Source organism: Mesorhizobium sp. GW821-FHT07A06 (assembly GCF_059419085.1).
Genome location: NZ_JBWKRC010000010.1, coordinates 121,484 through 138,095, shown reverse-complemented (window position 1 = coordinate 138,095; position 16,612 = coordinate 121,484). Strand labels below are relative to the sequence as shown.

18 protein-coding genes and 2 pseudogenes are annotated in these 16,612 nt (G+C 60.2%); 7 read left to right on the top strand and 13 right to left on the bottom strand.

The genetic code is table 11. From position 1 onward, the window contains the following. Window positions 1-50: 50 nt before the first annotated feature. Both AC07SZ_RS26665 and AC07SZ_RS26660 read right to left on the bottom strand, forming a co-directional pair. A complete protein-coding gene (locus AC07SZ_RS26665; RefSeq protein WP_019863789.1) occupies window positions 51-635 on the bottom strand; it encodes a UbiX family flavin prenyltransferase in 585 nt (194 codons plus the stop codon). Continuing rightward, window positions 632-2,139: pseudogene (locus AC07SZ_RS26660) on the bottom strand (UbiD family decarboxylase). The gene AC07SZ_RS26665 and the pseudogene AC07SZ_RS26660 overlap by 4 nt, the downstream one beginning before the upstream one ends. Here AC07SZ_RS26660 and AC07SZ_RS26655 point away from each other — a divergent pair. Genes AC07SZ_RS26655 through mog form a run of 5 tightly spaced genes read left to right on the top strand, consistent with a single transcriptional unit; the run spans window position 2,097 to window position 5,736 of the window. Next, window positions 2,097-2,711 (top strand): hypothetical protein, encoded by a 615-nt coding sequence (locus AC07SZ_RS26655; protein WP_236952542.1) that lies wholly within the window; start codon window positions 2,097-2,099, stop codon window positions 2,709-2,711. The pseudogene AC07SZ_RS26660 and the gene AC07SZ_RS26655 overlap by 43 nt on opposite strands. A 49-nt stretch (window positions 2,712-2,760) precedes the next feature. Continuing rightward, on the top strand, window positions 2,761-3,309 hold the full coding sequence (ubiT, locus tag AC07SZ_RS26650) for a ubiquinone anaerobic biosynthesis accessory factor UbiT (RefSeq protein ID WP_019863791.1): 549 nt from the start codon (window positions 2,761-2,763) through the stop codon (window positions 3,307-3,309). Then, window positions 3,306-4,304: a ubiquinone anaerobic biosynthesis protein UbiU gene (gene ubiU, locus AC07SZ_RS26645; protein ID WP_027047882.1), complete on the top strand. Its 999-nt coding sequence runs from the start codon at window positions 3,306-3,308 to the stop codon at window positions 4,302-4,304. The genes ubiT and ubiU overlap by 4 nt, the downstream gene beginning before the upstream one ends. A gap of 4 nt (window positions 4,305-4,308) precedes the next feature. Next, window positions 4,309-5,208, top strand: coding sequence for a ubiquinone anaerobic biosynthesis protein UbiV (gene ubiV / locus AC07SZ_RS26640; RefSeq protein WP_027047883.1), 900 nt, complete (start codon window positions 4,309-4,311; stop codon window positions 5,206-5,208). Between the two features lie 21 nt (window positions 5,209-5,229). Next, on the top strand, window positions 5,230-5,736 hold the full coding sequence (gene mog / locus AC07SZ_RS26635) for a molybdopterin adenylyltransferase (RefSeq protein ID WP_027047884.1): 507 nt from the start codon (window positions 5,230-5,232) through the stop codon (window positions 5,734-5,736). Between the two features lie 41 nt (window positions 5,737-5,777). Here the strand turns inward: mog and AC07SZ_RS26630 are convergent. After that, a pseudogene (locus AC07SZ_RS26630) lies at window positions 5,778-5,881 on the bottom strand (IS5/IS1182 family transposase); the annotation flags it as partial. A 457-nt stretch (window positions 5,882-6,338) separates the two neighbouring features. On the opposite strand from AC07SZ_RS26630, the gene ric reads away from it, so the two are divergent. Further along, entirely contained in the window at window positions 6,339-7,034 is a 696-nt protein-coding gene (gene ric, locus AC07SZ_RS26625) for an iron-sulfur cluster repair di-iron protein (protein ID WP_019863795.1), read from the top strand. Between the two features lie 418 nt (window positions 7,035-7,452). Further along, on the top strand, window positions 7,453-7,785 hold the full coding sequence (locus AC07SZ_RS26620; protein ID WP_019863797.1) for a hypothetical protein: 333 nt from the start codon (window positions 7,453-7,455) through the stop codon (window positions 7,783-7,785). Between the two features lie 441 nt (window positions 7,786-8,226). Here the strand turns inward: AC07SZ_RS26620 and ccoS are convergent, their stop codons facing one another. The 10 genes from ccoS to AC07SZ_RS26570 all read right to left on the bottom strand — a co-directional run bounded on the left by ccoS (window position 8,227) and on the right by AC07SZ_RS26570 (window position 16,585). Beyond that, the gene (gene ccoS, locus AC07SZ_RS26615) at window positions 8,227-8,376 is read right to left on the bottom strand and encodes a cbb3-type cytochrome oxidase assembly protein CcoS (RefSeq protein WP_019863799.1); all 150 of its coding nucleotides are present in this window, start codon (window positions 8,374-8,376) and stop codon (window positions 8,227-8,229) included. After that, complete coding sequence (locus AC07SZ_RS26610; RefSeq protein ID WP_019863800.1) at window positions 8,373-10,661, bottom strand: heavy metal translocating P-type ATPase; 2,289 nt, start codon at window positions 10,659-10,661, stop codon at window positions 8,373-8,375. Before AC07SZ_RS26610 ends, ccoS begins: the two co-directional genes overlap by 4 nt. A 14-nt stretch (window positions 10,662-10,675) precedes the next feature. Beyond that, window positions 10,676-11,482, bottom strand: coding sequence for a DUF2189 domain-containing protein (locus tag AC07SZ_RS26605; RefSeq protein ID WP_019863801.1), 807 nt, complete (start codon window positions 11,480-11,482; stop codon window positions 10,676-10,678). Window positions 11,483-11,718: 236 nt separating this feature from the next. Then, window positions 11,719-12,600: a cytochrome-c oxidase, cbb3-type subunit III gene (gene ccoP, locus AC07SZ_RS26600; protein WP_019863802.1), complete on the bottom strand. Its 882-nt coding sequence runs from the start codon at window positions 12,598-12,600 to the stop codon at window positions 11,719-11,721. Continuing rightward, window positions 12,591-12,755 carry a CcoQ/FixQ family Cbb3-type cytochrome c oxidase assembly chaperone gene (locus tag AC07SZ_RS26595; protein ID WP_019863804.1) on the bottom strand — a complete coding sequence of 55 codons (165 nt, stop codon included), beginning with the start codon at window positions 12,753-12,755 and terminating at the stop codon, window positions 12,591-12,593. The genes ccoP and AC07SZ_RS26595 overlap by 10 nt, the downstream gene beginning before the upstream one ends. 27 nt (window positions 12,756-12,782) lie before the next feature. Next, entirely contained in the window at window positions 12,783-13,526 is a 744-nt protein-coding gene (gene ccoO / locus AC07SZ_RS26590) for a cytochrome-c oxidase, cbb3-type subunit II (RefSeq protein ID WP_019863805.1), read from the bottom strand. 4 nt (window positions 13,527-13,530) lie between these two features. After that, window positions 13,531-15,129: a cytochrome-c oxidase, cbb3-type subunit I gene (gene ccoN, locus AC07SZ_RS26585; RefSeq protein WP_494916624.1), complete on the bottom strand. Its 1,599-nt coding sequence runs from the start codon at window positions 15,127-15,129 to the stop codon at window positions 13,531-13,533. A 401-nt stretch (window positions 15,130-15,530) separates the two neighbouring features. Next, a complete protein-coding gene (locus AC07SZ_RS26580) occupies window positions 15,531-15,779 on the bottom strand; it encodes a hypothetical protein (RefSeq protein ID WP_155249188.1) in 249 nt (82 codons plus the stop codon). Then, window positions 15,776-15,994: a hypothetical protein gene (locus tag AC07SZ_RS26575; RefSeq protein ID WP_019863809.1), complete on the bottom strand. Its 219-nt coding sequence runs from the start codon at window positions 15,992-15,994 to the stop codon at window positions 15,776-15,778. Before AC07SZ_RS26575 ends, AC07SZ_RS26580 begins: the two co-directional genes overlap by 4 nt. A 171-nt stretch (window positions 15,995-16,165) precedes the next feature. Beyond that, window positions 16,166-16,585, bottom strand: coding sequence for a pseudoazurin (locus AC07SZ_RS26570; protein WP_027047886.1), 420 nt, complete (start codon window positions 16,583-16,585; stop codon window positions 16,166-16,168). Between the last annotated feature and the right edge of the window lie 27 nt (window positions 16,586-16,612).

Here is a 16,612-nt window from a genome sequence, read left to right as displayed (position 1 = left end):
GGTCATTACGATCCTGGAATGAGGGCGCTCAAAGTGCGCATCCATGAAGCTTATCCGACGCTGACCTTATCTCCGCCCCAGCGTGTCAGCTTGTCGCCAGGGTCCACGCCCGCCCAGCCAACCAGCCGGGCAGCCATCTCGACCACCATTTCCTCGATCGAGGCAAGCTTGACGTAGAATGGCGGCACTGGCGGCGCGATGATCGCCCCCATCCGGGCGAGCCTGAGCATCGCGTCAAGGTGCCCTTCGTGGAGTGGCGCCTCGCGCGGCACGATTACCAGCCGGCGCTTTTCCTTCAGGACGACATCCGCGGCCCTTGTAAGAAGGTTGTCGCCCAACCCATGCGCCATCGCCGCCAAGGTCCGCATCGAACAGGGAACGACGATCATGCCATCCGTTCTGAAAGAGCCGCTGGCAATGGGTGCGGCCAGGTCGTGATAGGAATATGCGTGGTTGGCGACAGACGTCAGTTGGGCAAGGCCGTCGACGCCGAGGTCATGGGCGACGGTCAATCGCGCGCCCTTGGAAACGACGAGATGCGTCTCCACCCCGGCCCTGACCAGTTGACGGATGGTTTCCAGCGCGAGCACGGAGCCGGATGCACCGGTGACACCGATTATCAGCCGTTTGGTCATTCTTGCCCCTGAGCGGTCGCTTGCGAAAAAAACTCGTTCCATCGTTGGGATACCTGCTCCTCGATATCGGCTGACATGGTCAGCTCCTTTCCCCATTCGCGAGAGGTCTCCGATCCAATCTTGCGCGTCGCATCGAGACCGATCTTTCCCCCAAGCCCCTCGAGCGGTGACGCGAAATCGAGCTGGTCGATAGGGGTCCGATCCACCTGCATCAGATCGCGCGAGGGATCCATGCGGGTGGCGACCGCCCACATCACGTCCGGCCATGATCGAATGTCGATGTCGTCATCCACCACGACGATCATCTTGGTCATCGAGAACTGCGGCAGCAGGGACCAGAACCCCATCATCACGCGCCTGGCCTGTCCGGCATATTTCTTGGCGATCGAGATAACGGCAATCCTGTAGGAGCAGGCTTCCGGCGGAAGCCACACGTCGAGGATTTCCGGTATTTGTTGGCGCAGGAGCGGCTTGTAAACGTCGAGCAGCGCCTCGCCGAGGACCGAGGGCTCGTCGGGCGCGTGCCCGGTGAACGTGGTCAGGTAATTTGCCCCGTCACGGACGCGAACGCGCTTGAGGTTGAATACGGGGTATCGTTCCGGCGCGTTGTAATATCCGGTGTGGTCGCCGAAGGGCCCCTCCAACGCCGTTTCTGTTGGAGAGACGACACCTTCAAGCACGATTTCCGCACTGGTTGGCGCATGAAGCATGATGCTCTTGCAGGGCGCCAATCCGACTCGGCGATTGTTGATCATCCCGGACAGGGCCAGCTCGGACACGCCTTCGGGCGCCGGCATCACTGACGCGATCAACGTGGCGGGGTCCGCCCGATGATAACCGCCACCGGCATCTCGAGGCCCCGCGCCTGCCACATGCGATGGTGGGCGGCGCCACCTCGCATGGGCAGCCATCGTATGATGGCACGATCACGAGCAAGCACCTGCATGCGATATACGCCCAGATTGTATGTGCTCGGATCGTCCTCACCAGGTGGGCGAGTGATAACCACGGGCCATGTTATGAGGGGGCCGGCGTCTCCTGGCCAACAAGTCTGGACGGGAAGAAGCGAAAAATCCGGATCGGCCTCCCGCCACTCTCCGGGCGGGGAAACGATCTTCGGCCGCGCCGCGAAGGCTCCGCGCGCCACCGGCAGCATCTGTCGGGCCTGGTGAAGGTTCCGTGGAGCCCGAGGCGATCTCATCCACGCAAGAAGCGCGCCGAGGGTTTCCAGCCCAGGAAGGTCGGTGCCAAGGCCCCAGGCTACACGTTCCCGGGTGCCGAAAAGATTTGCGACGACTGGAAAGGCTGACCTGACGCCGTGGTCGTCGATGGGCGTGGTCAGGCGGAGCGCCGGACCTTTCGAGGCAATCACGCGCCTGTGTATCTCGGTCAGTTCGAGCCTTGTCGAAACAGGCACGCCAACCTCACGAAGCTGCCCGTTCCGATCGAGGAACGAAAGGAATGAGTCGAGATCTGAAAACGAGGGAAGGCAGCGGTGATGCATGGCGAAATCCGGCCCGACCGGTCCGTCGGCGATTAATTTTGCCATCAGGGCTGACGAAGAACTTTGCGCTTGCGCAAAGAGCGAACGATCCGTCCCCTCTATTTTCCCTTCTCACATCATTTCCGAGGAAGGCGATCGAGGCAAAGGGATTTCACATGGCCGGCAATCTGATTAGCGAAACTGTCGAAGCTTGGCGGTCCGTAATTTCCCTTCTCGCGGACCGCCGGCGGAGCAAGGCAGCGACAAGAGAATTTTGGGCAATGGGTATTGATGAGTGCACGGGCATTCTGAATGACATCGGTCTGTCGCCAGGCGAATTCGACGATGCCATGCGGTTGCCATACGCCTCGGAAGACCTGCTTTCTTCGGCGATGCGTTCAGCCGGCATCGATCCGGACAGTTTTCAATCGCTGCAAGCGCACGGTTTCATGGCACGCACCTGCATCACCTGCCCGCATCGCCGCCAGTGTCATGACCACCTGGCCGCCTTCGATTTCGAAAGCCACTATCAGGATTTCTGCCCGAAAAGCCAGAATTTCGCGGATCTGCTCGAGAACGGACGCAGCACGTAATCCGCCGCGAAATCCGCTTGAGCGCCCCCATATGGACAGGATGCACTGAATGGTGACGGGAAACACCGAACCGAGATTGCCGGCGGTTGCTCGCCATCTTTTCCCGGCCTTCGCCGGCTTGCCACTCGGGCCGCTGCTCACGCTGTCCTTGCGCTCTTTGGCGGGGCGACAGCCTCGATTGTTCGACCGCCTCGGCGAACATCGAACAGCTTGCTATTTCATCGACCCGATCGACCTCGCCTTCGCATTTACCGTCGTGCCGGACGCGGAGCGCTCGATCGTTCGTGTCGTTAGGAAAAGTGAGGCCGCGACATCAAGCGTCCAGATCAGGGGACCTATTCTGACACTGTTGAGCCTGCTCGACGGCACGCTCGATGGCGACGCGCTTTTCTTCAGCCGGATCATCTCGATCAGCGGCCGCACGGAGGCGGTGCTCGCGCTGAGGAACACGATCGAGGATGCCGAGCTTCGCCCGGCGGATCTGCTCGGCTTGCGCGGCGCACTGGCTCGTCTTGTCGATACGGGAGTTCTCGGTGCGCTGAATGTCGCGCGCCAAATGGCCGATCGCAACTCCAGACGCAAGGCACCAGAGGCATGACAAGCGGACCCATGGAACTTGTCTGCCCGGCCGGAACCCCTGCCACGTTGAGGGCAGCCGTCCAGGCAGGCGCGGACGCAGTCTATTGCGGATTTCGCGACGAGACGAATGCCCGGAATTTCCCGGGACTCAACTTCTCCGGGGAAGAACTGGCCGAGGGCGTCCGCTTCGCGCATGACCACGGCAGCAAGGTTCTGGTCGCTATCAACACCTTCGCGCGGGTCAATGATGTCGACCTGTGGAAGAAGGCCGCGGACACGGCGGCCGAATGCGGTGCAAACGCGATCATCGCGGCGGACATCGCCGTCCTCGATCACGTCGCGAAAAACCATAAGCAAGTTCGTCTTCATCTCTCCGTGCAGGCGGCGGCCGCGACGCCGGAGGCAATCGGATTCTACGCGACCAGTTTCGGCATCCGTCGCGTCGTCCTGCCGAGGGTGCTTTCGGTTCAGGAGATCGCGGCGCTCAACCGTGCGATCGACGTGGAAACGGAAGCATTCGTGTTCGGCGGCCTTTGCGTGATGATCGAAGGCCGCTGCTATCTCTCTTCATACGCGACAGGAAAATCGCCAAATCTGAATGGCGTCTGTTCGCCACCCGAAATGGTGAGTTACGACGACGAGCCGAACAGCACGGCGGCGCGGCTTTCAGGGTTCACGATCGACCGCTACGAGCCTGTCGAGCCAGTGGGCTACCCCACATTGTGCAAGGGCAAATTCAAGGCCGTCGGCAAGACCTCCTATTTGTTCGAGGATCCCGTCAGCCTGAACGCCGGCGGGATGATTGCCGGATTGAAAGCCGCCGGCGTAACCGCCTTGAAGATCGAAGGACGCCAGCGTGGCAAAGGTTACGTGACGGAAGTGGTCCGTGCCTTCCGGAAGGCCGTTGACGCCGTCGAGCAAGGTGGCGACGCGATCGAGATCGATCGGATTCTTGCTGGCCAGTCGGAAGGTTCCCGGCAGACGGCAGGAGCGTACAGCAAGAAGTGGAGATAGCACCTTGTCCGCAATTGCGTTGACGCTTGGGCCGGTTTTCTTCCACTGGTCGCCCGACCGCCTCTTGGACTTCTACCGCAGGATAGCAGACGAGGCTCCGATCGACCGCGTCCATGTCGGCGAAGTCGTATGTGGCAAGCGGATGCCGTTTTCGGACCCGGCATGGCCCGAGATCATCGAACGCCTCGAGCGTGCGGGAAAGGAAGTGGTGCTGTCCACGCTGGCGGCGCCGGCAACCGTTCGAGAACGCAGAAGCATCGCGGACCTCTGCACCGACGAGCGGCTGGTCGAGATCAACGATGTCGCCGCCCTGCCCTCACGCTCCGGCAAGCCCTTCGTGACCGGTCCGTTCATGAACGTCTACAATGAGGCTTCCGCGCGGTTCCTGATCCAGCGCGGTGCCACGACGATATGCCCGCCCGTGGAATTGTCGCTCGCCGCGGTCGGCGCCATGGCCGGCGCATGTCCCGAGGCGGAATTCGAGATTTTCGTCTTCGGTCGGCTGCCGCTAGCGCTTTCCGGCCGATGTTATCACGCGCGCCTCCACGGCCTGCACAAGGATTCCTGTCAGTTTACCTGCGAACGAGACCCGGATGGTCTTGCCGTGGACACGCTTGACGACCAGCAGTTCCTCGCGATCAATGGCGTGCAGACGCTCTCCAACCAGGTGCAGGCCTTCTGCCCCGCACCGGCGGATCTCACCTCCAGAAGCGTCCGGCGTATCCGCCTGTCTCCGCACACATGCGACATGGTCGAGGTGGCGAAGACCTATAGAGCGCTCGCCGATGGGAGAGAGGATCCCAAGGCCGCCCGCTTCATCCTCTCGTGCCTCGATCTGCCCAGCACGCTCGTCGATGGATACGCCCATGGCAAGCCCGGCTGGCAGGCAGCCCCTTCGATCTGAAGCCGGGTCTGGAACGGAAAAATGACCCAGATTGCAATCGTCACGGTGTCAGACCGTGCAAGCCGCGGCGACTACGAGGATCTTGGCGGTCCAGCAATCGAGCGCTGGCTTCGACGTGTCGTGGCATTGCCGTGCGTTGTCATCCGTCGCCTAGTCGCTGACGGCGTGGAAAGTGTCCGGGATGTGCTCATCGAGCTTTGCGACCAATGCGGCGTTGATCTGATCCTGACGACTGGAGGGACCGGTCCATCTCCGAGGGACCTTACCCCAGAGGCCATGCAGCAGGTCATCACCAAGGAGCTTCCCGGCTTTGGCGAACTCATGCGGCAGGCCAGCTTGCGCCAGGTCCGCACTGCGATTCTTTCACGTCAGACCGCTGGGGTGCGCGGCCGTTCGCTGATCATAAACCTGCCCGGTAAACCGACTTCGATCGACGTGTGCCTGAACGCCGTTTTTCCTGCCGTGCCTTACTGTCTCGAGCTGATCGGCGCCGGCCCGATTGTTGCAGACCCGGCGATGTTTGAATGATGTAGCGCCGACATGGCCTTTAGATTTGGAGTTGTGGACCGTTATCTGATCCATAGGATCGTAGCAGCTAGGGTGACGACAGCGAGATGATTCCTGGCCGTTATCTCAAGTAAGTTGCGACGCGTCGGAACCGTCTGAGCTTTGAGACACGTACGTATTCGAACTTGAGGAAATAGCCATATTCATGAAACTAAATGCCCTGAACTCAACCGCGCCGCACGTACTCAGGCTTCCCGCGGGGAGGATGATGCCGGCAGCTTGCTGATCTGCTTTAGGATTTTGAAGGTACTGCGCAGTGAAAGCCCGACATAGTCCCCTAGCTGTGCACCTGCGTGTGCTTCCGTTACTTCGACAGGCAATTGGCAGACAAACAGCCACTCAGGAATGCGAGACATCCGGAACGCGCCGAAAGACGCTGCGGTTTTACTCCTTCAAGGGAAGGCATTTGATCCTCTTTGTTCCAGCGCAAAGACTTCGGACCTTATCTGGGTAATTCATGGTCTAACGGTTGACACCATTTCGTCCTCGCGACGGTGCGTTGCGTCGAATGAGCCCGCTCTGAGTTTCAAAGCCGTTGTGTTGAACATGCATGGAGCTTCGTCATGAATACCCAACCCCTGGGTCCAGCTTTATGGGAACGCAGCGTCGGCGACATAGCCGCTACGCTGCCTGGCGCCACCGCCGTTTTCCGCAAATTCAAGATCGACTTCTGCTGCAACGGCGATCTCACCCTTGATGGCGCCGCGCACCGGCGCGGTGTCGATCCCGACGAGCTAGAGCGCGCGTTGGAGGCGCTTGGTACCGGCGCCGGGGACACAACCGCGCCAGCTGCGATGGACAGCGATGAACTGATCGACCACATCGAAGCCTGCTACCACGAGGCGCACCGCCGCGCTCTGCCCGAGCTCATCGCCCTGTCGCGTAAGGTTGAGGCGGTGCATCGCGAGCATCCGAAGGTGCCGGTCGGCCTTTCCGATGCGTTACGGCAGATGCAGAGCGACCTGGAGCGGCACATGGCCAAGGAAGAGGCTATTCTGTTTCCGGCAATGCGGCAGTGGGCCAAAGGCAAGTTCGATATCCCGATTTCGGAACTGCGGCACGAGCACGATGACCAGGGCACCTTGCTTCGGCTCCTCGAAAGCCTCACCGACGACTTCGCCACGCCCGACGGAGCCTGCCGCTCCTGGCAGGCGCTGTACGTCGGCACGGCCCAGCTTGCCGAGGACCTGATGGAGCACATCCACCTGGAGAACAACATCCTGTTCCCGCGGTTTGCGGCAACGGAAAGCCGTGCCTAGCCGCCCAAAGTTGATGTCTTTCTGCCGAAGCACCTGATATGGAGCCGGATCCCGCGAAACACCGAGGCGGCACCAGAAAGCCGGCGCCGTAGCCGCGTTCTCCCTACGTTCCTTTTTAGCCTTGGCGAAATCCGGTCTCACAATCCGCTGGAAATCCAGTCAGCGCTAAAATTTCAGATCGTCATTGGTGCCCCAATGGGACGGTTTCAATGTCGTGGTTTTCTTTCCTCAGGCCGGAAGATGGCGAAATGCTTGCTTCTAACGTGGTGATGGCATTGCAGCGCGACATTATCGACGAAGCAATGTTGCTGGCTGAGATACGGTCGTACCGCTAGGACTTGGTCAGGCGCGCCGGGTAGTTCGCCGGCCCGGTCAGTCGGCTATAGCACCAACCAGTTGCAAGCCGCATACTCTCGTCATGAAGCCGCCAGTGCCAGCCGACATTGCCAACGACAACGGCAAGCTAGAGGACCACCTAGCAGCCGCCACCATGGCGCTACACAAGGTCATGGAGGGGCTGGAAGCACCGGCCAAAGTGATAGATAGAGGACGCTTTGGCTATAGCGATGCCTCTGTGCAGGGGAATAGCAGGGACAGCCCAGAGAAAATGACCGACGCGGATGCCGGTGAGACAACATTGGCCGCGTCGGTCGGCGTTGTTGATCGGGGGTTATGCCGCTCCCCGTATTTAGCACTCGCTAAACACGAAGCACTACCCGAATGGGTTCACGTTTTGGCCTCCCTGACGTGATGAGTGAGCCTTGTCTAAAATGTGCGGACGCGTCTTCGTCAAATCGAATGGCGGTTCGAATTTGCCTGTAATATCGAACGCATGGGAAATGGCTTTTCCGGTGCGCCAAGTCTCGACAAGCATGGCAGGGTTCGTGTCGGCCAAGTGGGGGCCATCGCCCCCAATGGCATGTTTCGCAAGGCCTACGCCGCTGCCTAGTGCCGGTTGACGGCGATTTCGAATGGCAGAAACTCGATACGTGGGGCAAGAAGAAGCGAAGAAGCAGCCTTATGCCATCGCCATGAAGTCTAGCGAGACTTTTGCCATGGCGCGCCATCTGGGAAGAGTACGCCGACAGGGCCACAGGCGATCTGGACTCCCTGGCGTTACTCCAGACTAGACAATCCCATCCTGGCACCTCCATTGGTGCGGCCGGCCCGGACGCGCGTTTCGCCGTGCTTTCTAGGGACGGTCATCGTCATCGAAGAGGATCCGTTCGGCTGCGCCGCCCAGATCGTCATACTGGCCCGACCGCAAGGTCCACATGAATGCGCCAAGCCCGACCAGACCCAGCAGGATCGCAACTGGAATGAGGACGGCCAGGTAGCTCATGGACGGTTGCCAAACCGGACCGATGACCGCATGAAGGATGGATGTTCAGGTCCTGGCGCTGGAGCGTGCGAGACTCTTAATCTTGTCGCGTTGGCGATCACCAAGATTGAGGAAAGCGACATTGCCAGCGCAGCAAAGAACGGGGTTACGGAGCCGGCAACAGCTATCGGAACCGCGATTGCGTTGTAGGCAATGGCGAGAGCAAAATTCTGCCGGATCAGCGAGCCGGCTCGGCGCGAGACACTCAGTGCCTCGGTGACCGCTGAAAGGCTCTCCTTGAGGAAGACGAAATCCGCGGCGCTGCGGCCGACATCTGCAGCGGTGGCCGGAGCCATCGAGACATGGGCAGCGACAAGTGCTGGAGCGTCATTCAGCCCGTCGCCGACCATCATGACTTTTCTGCCGAGGCGAGCCAGCTCGGCGACGCGCGCCACTTTGTCGAAGGGCAGGAGCTCAGCCGAAACGCGATCGATACCGAGGCGTTTCGCGATAGCGTTGGCGACAGCAATACGGTCGCCTGACAGGATCTCGCTGGCAATCCCGGCGCGCATCAAATCTCGGACCGTCTGTGCCGCATCAGGGCGTATCTGATCTTCAAACAGGAACGTCGCTAGCCCCTGACCGTCCCTCGCCAGGACAGAAACGGTGCCCATGGCCGAGTACTTTTCGTCTTCCGACTCCCTTCCAAGGGCCCAGCCGGCGCGGCCGAGACGATAGCGATGGCCCTTCGTAGAGCCTTCCAATCCAAGACCGGGAACCTCCTGGAGGTCGTCGAAGGAGAATGCGGGCATTGATCGAACGGCGGCCTGCGCGATAATTGCCCTGGCCGCGGGATGGCGTGATCCCGCCGCGAGTGCAGCGCCAATGGCAAGGGCGGACGGAGCGATCACGTCGACATTGGTCAGACGCAGGGTTCCCAGCGTCAGCGTTCCCGTTTTATCGAAAAGGACCGCATCCGCCTCGGCGAGACGTTCCAGCGCGGAGCCATCCTTGACCATGATGCCCCGCTCGAAGAGGCGCCCCGTGGCTACAACCTGAACGATGGGAACGGCAAGTCCAAGCGCACAAGGGCAGGTTATGATGAGGACGGAGATTGCAATGGATATCGACAGGTGCCAATCGCCAGTCGCGTAAAGCCAGCCAAGAAGAGACGCCACAGCGGTAGTGTGGACTATTGGTGCGTACAATGCCGAAGCGCGGTCGGCGATGCGGCGATAGCGCGCGCGTCCCCCGTCGGCGGCTTCCATCATCCTCAACATCTGTGCCAGAAACGAGTCTTGCGCGCGTGCGGTTGCACTTACAGTGAGCGGGCCGGTGAGGTTCATGAGCCCGGCCTGCACCGCCGTGCCGGGCGCAGCAGGGACGGGCGCGCTTTCTCCTGAAACCAGCGAGGAGTCTAGCTCAGAATTTCCCGTCACCACGATGCCGTCAACCGGAATCCTGTCGCCCGGAGCGATGAACAGGAGCGCGGGGGGCTCGACGGCCATCGTTGGAACGTATCGTCGAGTGCCGTCCGCATCGATGAGTGTTGCGCCGAGAGGCGAAAGCCGAGCCAGGCCGGAAACCGCCGAACGCGCCTTTTCACGCATCATATGGTCCAGCGTGCGCCCGATCAGAAGAAAGAACAGCAGGGTCGTTGCCGCGTCGAAATAGGCGTGCGTCGCATTGTGGGCGGTGTCGTAAAGACTCAGGCCAAATGCCAATGCCACGCCGATCGAAATGGGAACATCCATGTTCGTGCGACGGTGCCGCAACGCCGCCCACGCCGACAGGTAGAAAATGCGGCCGGAATACAAGATTGCCGGAAGAGCCAAGGCGGCCGAAACCATATGGAATGCTTGCCGCGTTTGTCCGTCAGCGCCAAACCACACGGACACCGACAACATCATGATGTTCATGCTGCAGAAGCCAGCAACCGCCATCGCCCTGACAAGCCGGGGCAGTTCGACATCCTTCGCCTCGGCTCCGGGAGCAAACAGGTGCGCCCGGTACCCAATTCTCTCCAGCGCCCCGATCAGATCGGGAACTGCATCTCCGGCCGTGCGCCAGCGGACGGCGGCACGTTTCATCGAGAGGTTGACGCGCGCGCTGATGACCCCATCCAGCGAAGAGAGCGATTTTTCCACCGCCGCCATGCAAGCTCCGCAGTGCATGGCTGGAACCGAAAGGTCGGTCTGACGCGTGCCGTCGCCGAGGTCCCGGCTGCCCAGCCGGATTTCCTCGGTCACTACGTAATGGAGTGTCTCAACTTCGAGCCGGGCGTCGGCTGGTGAACAGCAGGACATGCGATCCGACCGGTTCAGCGAATGGCTTTATAGGCATGCCAGGTGGCGTGACCCAACAGCGGGAAGACGACGATCAGGGCGACGAGACCGGTACCGACGCTCACCGCAAACAGGGCGAGCACAATCGCTCCCCACGTGATCATGGGGACAAGGTTGTTCCAGACCATCGCCATGCTGGTTGCCATGGCCGTCAACGCGTCTGTGTGCTGGTCCAGCAGCATCGGAACGGAGAAGACGCTGATCGCAAAACCGAAGGCGGCGAACAGCCCGCCGATCAAGGTTCCGATGACGATCATGGCCAATCCCATAGGGCTCGTCAGAAGTGCGCCGATGATGTGATCAAGGCCGGGAAACGGCCTGATGCCGAAAAACAGGGCATAGACGAGCACCGCCGCCCGCATCCACAACAACATCAGCAGGCAAAGCAGCAGACCGGTGAAAAACATGTGCGCACCAGCCCGCGGCTTGACCCGCAGCATCGCGCCAAGCGTCGGTTGCTCGCCGTTTTCGATGGCTCGGCTCTTTTCATAGAGTCCGACGGCGAGAACGGGCGCCACAATCATGAACCCGGCAAGGGCGGGAAACAGAATGTAATCCCATTCGAGCATGAACATGGCCCAGATAAAGACGAGCGAAACGACAAAGACGGCGAACCCGTAGACCAGGCTGGGGCCGGGCCTCACCATGAGGTCGTGCCAGCCTGCCGCGAGCCACCCGAAGGCGGCGCCCATCGGCAAATGTCGCTGGCGCTGTGGATTTCGGGTTTCCTCGATGCTGGAGACTTCGTTCAGCAAGCCGTAGCGTTTGTCGACATCAGTCATCATACTTTCCTCGCGAGCGGCCCACGTGTCTTTTCAACAGTCGGAATTGGCGGCTCTGAATCTGCCGCTCGAGGGGTCGGGAGCCCTCAGATGCGAAACGCATTCCGGTTGTGAAGTGAAGGCAACATAGAGCAGATGCGCGTTCGCCCCGACGAAAAGCAACATTGCGGCTGGGACAAGCAGCCAGACGAGGGGACTTCCGCGTGATCGTTTCGGTTTCGCCAGTGCCATTTTCTTCATGGAGTCTCGAGCCCCAACGAATAGACATAGAGCGCAAGGATCTTGATTTGCAGGGGGCCAAGCCGCTTGTCCCAAGTTGGCATGTGGCCCTGGCGTCCGCCGTGAATGGTGGCGATAATGCTTTGAAGGTCGCCGCCGTATATCCAAGATTGGTCGGTCAGGTTGGGCGCGCCAAGGTCTGAATTGCCCTTGGCATTTTCGCCGTGACAGGCCACGCACGTGGCCAGGAAGACTTGCCTGCCCGCTTCGATCGTTTCGATGGTCTTGGGCGTGGAGTCAGCCGGATTGCTGAGTGAATGGACATAGGCCGCGACGGTCCTGACCTGAGCGGGATCAAGCATCTCGTCGTGCCCAAAAGCCGGCATTTGCGAAACCCGGCTTTCAGCATGGCTGGAATTGACGCCCGTCGTGATCGTCTGTGCGATTGCTTCCGGGCCGCCGCCCCAGATCCAGTCGTGGTCGGTCAGGTCGGGATAGTTCTTGCCGCCTTTGCCATCCCGCCCATGGCAGGCCGCACAATTGTCGCCGAAGAGCCGGTGGCCGGTCTGTCTTACGACGTCCATCAACCGCGGATTCGACAGCACTTCGTCGTAGCTCGAATTGGCTATAGCATCCGACCATGATGCTCGCTCGGCGTTCGCCTCGACAAGCTTCTGCGCCACGATCTTGCGCTGATCGGTGTTGAGCAGACCTTTGGTATAGGTCGTCCCCAAAGGCCAGGTCGGCATCACGAACCACCAGATCACGGCGAACAGGTGCGTGACGACGAGGAACATCAGGACGCCTCGCGGAACCGGAATGTCGAGTTCCTTTATGCCGTTCCACTCGTGTCCCGTGGTCGCGTGGCCGCTTGCGGCGTCAATTTCCTCTACTGCCATGGCGTGTCGTCCCGATCGAGAATCTTCTTCTTGGCATCGTCGAACATCTTGCGGTTTGAGGGCCAGAACGCATAAACGCAAACGCCAATGGCAAATGCGATCAAGTAAAACAGGCCCCAACTCTTAGAGAATGCGACGAGCGTATCGTGGTCCATCGTGCGTACTCTTCTGCGTCGTCATTGCTATGAACCCGGCGCTTGGTCCGAGGCCGTCTGCTTGTAGGCAGCGTCTGTAAGGCGCCCGAGCACTTGCAGATATGCCACCAGCGCATCCATCTCGGTGAGTTCGGTCGTCACGCCGTCAAAGGCGCTCACCTGGGTCTTGTCGCCATAGCGTTCAACGACGCCCGCGGAGAAATCGCTGTCGGGCGTCGCCTGGCCAAGCGCATCCCTCGCCGCATTGGCGATCATATCGTCGGTATAGGGTACGCCGACTTCACGCATCGCCGCCAGTTGCATGCCGAAATCGGCTGTTTCCAGCGGAGTGCGGGCGAGAAACCGATAAGACGGCATGTTGGATTCCGGAACCACGTCTCGCGGGTTGATAAGGTGCGTCACCTGCCAGAGATCAGAGTACTTGCCGCCAATGCGCGCCAGGTCCGGGCCGGTACGCTTCGAGCCCCAAAGCATCGGGTGATCGTATTTGGATTCGACCGCAAGCGAATAGGGCCCATAGCGCTCGACATCGTCACGCAAGGTGCGGATCATCTGGCTGTGACAGGCGTAGCAGCCCTCTCGTTCATAGATGTTGCGGCCTGCGAGCTCCAAAGGCGTGTAGAGACGCATGTCGGGCGCCTCTTCGACAGTCTCGTGGATGGTGAACAGCGGCGCGATCTCGACAAGGCCGCCGACGCTGGCAGCGGCGATGATAGCCAGGACAAAGCCAATTGCCGTGCGTTCGATCTTTCGGTGGAAGAGTTCAGGCATGTTCTTACTCCGCGGGGCTCGGCGCCGTGCCCGTTGCGGGGCGCCGATCCGGCAGATCCAGCTGACTGCCCGCGATGAGCGGTGTGGCTCGAGCGGTCATCCAGATGTTGTAGCAGGCAACGAGCGCCCCAAGCAGGAACAGGAGGCCGCCAAAAGCGCGCGCGATGTAATAGGGATACATGGCGATCAGAGAATCGACGAAGGAATAGGCCAGCGTCCCATCTTCTGTGTAGGTGCGCCACATCAGCCCCTGTATGATGCCGGAGTTCCACATCGCAAAGACGTAGACGAGTGTTCCGGCGAGCGCGAGCCAGAAGTGAACCTCGACAAGGGTGGCCGAATGCATGGCCTCGCGTCTCCACAGCGCGGGAACGAGGGTGTAGAGCGAGCCGAAGGTGATGAACGCCACCCAGCCGAGCGCACCGGCATGGACATGGCCGATGGTCCAGTCTGTGTAGTGCGAAAGCGAATTCACTGGACGAATTGCCAGGAACGAGCCCTCGAAGGTGGACAGGCCGTAGAAAACGGCGGCTACCATCATGAAGCGCAACGTGGCGTCGTCGCGCACCTTGTGCCAGGCGCCGTTCAGCGTCAGCAGCGCATTTCCTGCCGATGCCCAGGACGGGACCAGGAGCATCACCGAAAACGTCATGCCGAGGTTCTGCACCCAGTGTGGCAGCGCCGTGTAGTGGAGGTGATGTGAGCCTGCCCACATATAGAAGAAGGTAATCCCCCAGAAGCTGAGGATCGACAATCTGTAGGAAAAGATTGGCCGTCCCGCCCGCTTCGGCAGGTAGTAGTACATCATGCCCAAAAAGCCCGACGTGAGGAAGAAGGCGACGGCGTTGTGACCGTACCACCATTGCACCATGGCATCCTGCACCCCCGCCCAGATCGTGTAGCTCTTGGCATGTCCAATCGACACGGGCACGGCGAGGTTGTTGACGATATGCAGGATCGCAACGACCACGATAAAGGCCATGTAGTACCAGTTGGCCACGTAGATATGCGGCTCCTTGCGCCGCGCGAGGGTGCGAAGGAAGAGAACGAAATACGTTACCCACACGACCACCAGCCAGAGGTCGGCATACCATTCGGCCTCTGCATACTCCTTTGACTGGGTCACGCCCATGAAGTAGCCCGTGACGGCCAGAATGCAGAAAAGATTGAAACCCAACAGCACGAACCATGGGCTGATCTGGCCCGCCAGACGGGCCCGCGAGGTGCGTTGCACGACGTGGAACGAGGTGGCGATCAGGGCATTTCCACCGAAGCCGAAAATGACGCCGGTGGTATGGGTCGGACGCAGTCGTCCGAAGGTCGACCAAGCGGCATCGAAGGCGAGGTTCGGCCAGGCAAGTTGCGCGGCGATCCAAACACCCATGAACATGCCAAATACGGCCCAAGCCATCGACAGCGCAATGCCGACCTTGATGGGGTCGTCATAGTAGCTGGCCTGCCGGTCTGCCTGCGGCTCGGGCGCGTAGAACGAGGACAATACGAGAAACAGCAGACCGACACTGTAAATCAGCACGATCACGCCGTGCACCCCGAACGGATCAGACCTGCCGAGGGCGGCCATGGCAACGCCCACCATCGCCATCACAACAAGGATCACTGCCGCGTATTGGCGTTCGCTGGAGGTCAGCTCGGTGATCAATTCAATTCCTCCTGCTTGGCTGTGCCAGTCGATTCCTGTTCTTGATCACACCATGGCAGTTCAAATCACCGGTATCAAGCAATGCCCCAAGTTCCGCAGTCAGGGAAACTCGATGGCCAACTCTGCGCACTTTTCCCGCGTCGCGACCAGCCTGTCACTTTTGTCTATGAGTTTGTGATAATATACACTTGAGAACGCTAGCCTTCATGCCAAGGATTTTGGTCGACTGGTTCTGGCCGGATTTCAGCCGTGTGCGACGCCGGGCACTGAAGGCGGACCCAGACACCGTCGCAAGAGCGGAAACTGGCCCGGTGCAAGGCAAGCGCAATCGATGGCTTTTGCCGTCAGATATGAATGCCGCAAATAGCAAGAAGCGTCAAAGCCAACGATGTCAAACTAACCACGACCACGATCGCACCGAAGCCAAAGGCCAGCACGGCTGCCAAATCGCGGTGAACTTTGATTGCGTCGGTCATACCTGTGAAATAGCGCGTGGCGCCCGGATCGGCAAGACGCTGCGCTGTGCTGGAAGCCGCCCGTCCTTGGACCACCCCCTCGCGGGGGACAGAGCCTGCGTCAGCTTCGCGCGTCAAGCCGGGGCGCCATCGGGGGAACGGGAAGGATGCCAAAGGCGCCAGTGTGTTGGATCGATGTCGATGCGCTCGCCGGTCAAGGCGTTTTTCCAGTATCCAAAGTGCTTCGTGCACGGAAATACAAGCGCATGTTCGTCCTCCCCGTCGAGGACGGCCAGTTCGAGCTCAAGATCGTACGGAGCTGTCAGGATCGGATTCCACATGGCTTTCAACATGCATTGGAAATGCAGGTCCAGCCTTGATCCGGATCATTTTTTTGAGTTTCGAGCGCGCTGCAGAGCAGCGGCACCCGAGCTCCCAAAAGAAACAATCCAGCCGAACAAATGTCCATCCGATGCATCCGCTGATAGGACCGCTCTGCCTCAATTGCCGGCTCGAACCTGAGTCTACAGGCTTTCAAACACTTTCTTTGCCTTCCCCGCCTGTTTGACAGTCGCCGCGTGCGCCAGATTGACCGGTTTGCCGACGACGATCAGCGCCACCATGCCCATTCCATAATGGGGCGCGCACTTGACGCCGTAGACACCTTCCTTGTCGAGCATAACGGTGATTTGTTCGCCGGCCTTGCCTTTGAAGGTCTTTGCCCCGTCGGGGATCATACCCCAGATGCTTTCAGCGTTGTGCCCCTTGTCAGTCGGCACGAACGTCACGGTGTCGCCCGGCGCTCCCCGGACAAGGTCAGGCTGAAAGACCATGACGGCTTTCTCGCCCTTGTCGAGCATCTGGATTTGGTGATCGGCCGCCTGCGCGTCTCCTGCGACCATCGATGCCGCGAGTGAGGCCGCGACTGCAAATGCGTATTTCATGATCTTCCCTCCGTGCTCGGATGCTCT

Bases quoted from the DNA above. Each gene is read 5' to 3' on its own strand.
- AC07SZ_RS26665 (WP_019863789.1), bottom strand. From the start codon at position 635: ATGACCAAACGGCTGATAATCGGTGTCACCGGTGCATCCGGCTCCGTG.
- AC07SZ_RS26655 (WP_236952542.1), top strand. From the start codon at position 2,097: ATGAGTCGAGATCTGAAAACGAGGGAAGGCAGCGGTGATGCATGGCGA.
- ubiT (WP_019863791.1), top strand. From the start codon at position 2,761: ATGGTGACGGGAAACACCGAACCGAGATTGCCGGCGGTTGCTCGCCAT.
- ubiU (WP_027047882.1), top strand. From the start codon at position 3,306: ATGACAAGCGGACCCATGGAACTTGTCTGCCCGGCCGGAACCCCTGCC.
- mog (WP_027047884.1), top strand. From the start codon at position 5,230: ATGACCCAGATTGCAATCGTCACGGTGTCAGACCGTGCAAGCCGCGGC.
- ric (WP_019863795.1), top strand. From the start codon at position 6,339: ATGAATACCCAACCCCTGGGTCCAGCTTTATGGGAACGCAGCGTCGGC.
- AC07SZ_RS26620 (WP_019863797.1), top strand. From the start codon at position 7,453: ATGAAGCCGCCAGTGCCAGCCGACATTGCCAACGACAACGGCAAGCTA.
- ccoS (WP_019863799.1), bottom strand. From the start codon at position 8,376: ATGAGCTACCTGGCCGTCCTCATTCCAGTTGCGATCCTGCTGGGTCTG.
- AC07SZ_RS26610 (WP_019863800.1), bottom strand. From the start codon at position 10,661: ATGTCCTGCTGTTCACCAGCCGACGCCCGGCTCGAAGTTGAGACACTC.
- AC07SZ_RS26605 (WP_019863801.1), bottom strand. From the start codon at position 11,482: ATGACTGATGTCGACAAACGCTACGGCTTGCTGAACGAAGTCTCCAGC.
- ccoP (WP_019863802.1), bottom strand. From the start codon at position 12,600: ATGGCAGTAGAGGAAATTGACGCCGCAAGCGGCCACGCGACCACGGGA.
- AC07SZ_RS26595 (WP_019863804.1), bottom strand. From the start codon at position 12,755: ATGGACCACGATACGCTCGTCGCATTCTCTAAGAGTTGGGGCCTGTTT.
- ccoO (WP_019863805.1), bottom strand. From the start codon at position 13,526: ATGCCTGAACTCTTCCACCGAAAGATCGAACGCACGGCAATTGGCTTT.
- ccoN (WP_494916624.1), bottom strand. From the start codon at position 15,129: ATGGCGATGGTGGGCGTTGCCATGGCCGCCCTCGGCAGGTCTGATCCG.
- AC07SZ_RS26575 (WP_019863809.1), bottom strand. From the start codon at position 15,994: ATGTTGAAAGCCATGTGGAATCCGATCCTGACAGCTCCGTACGATCTT.
- AC07SZ_RS26570 (WP_027047886.1), bottom strand. From the start codon at position 16,585: ATGAAATACGCATTTGCAGTCGCGGCCTCACTCGCGGCATCGATGGTC.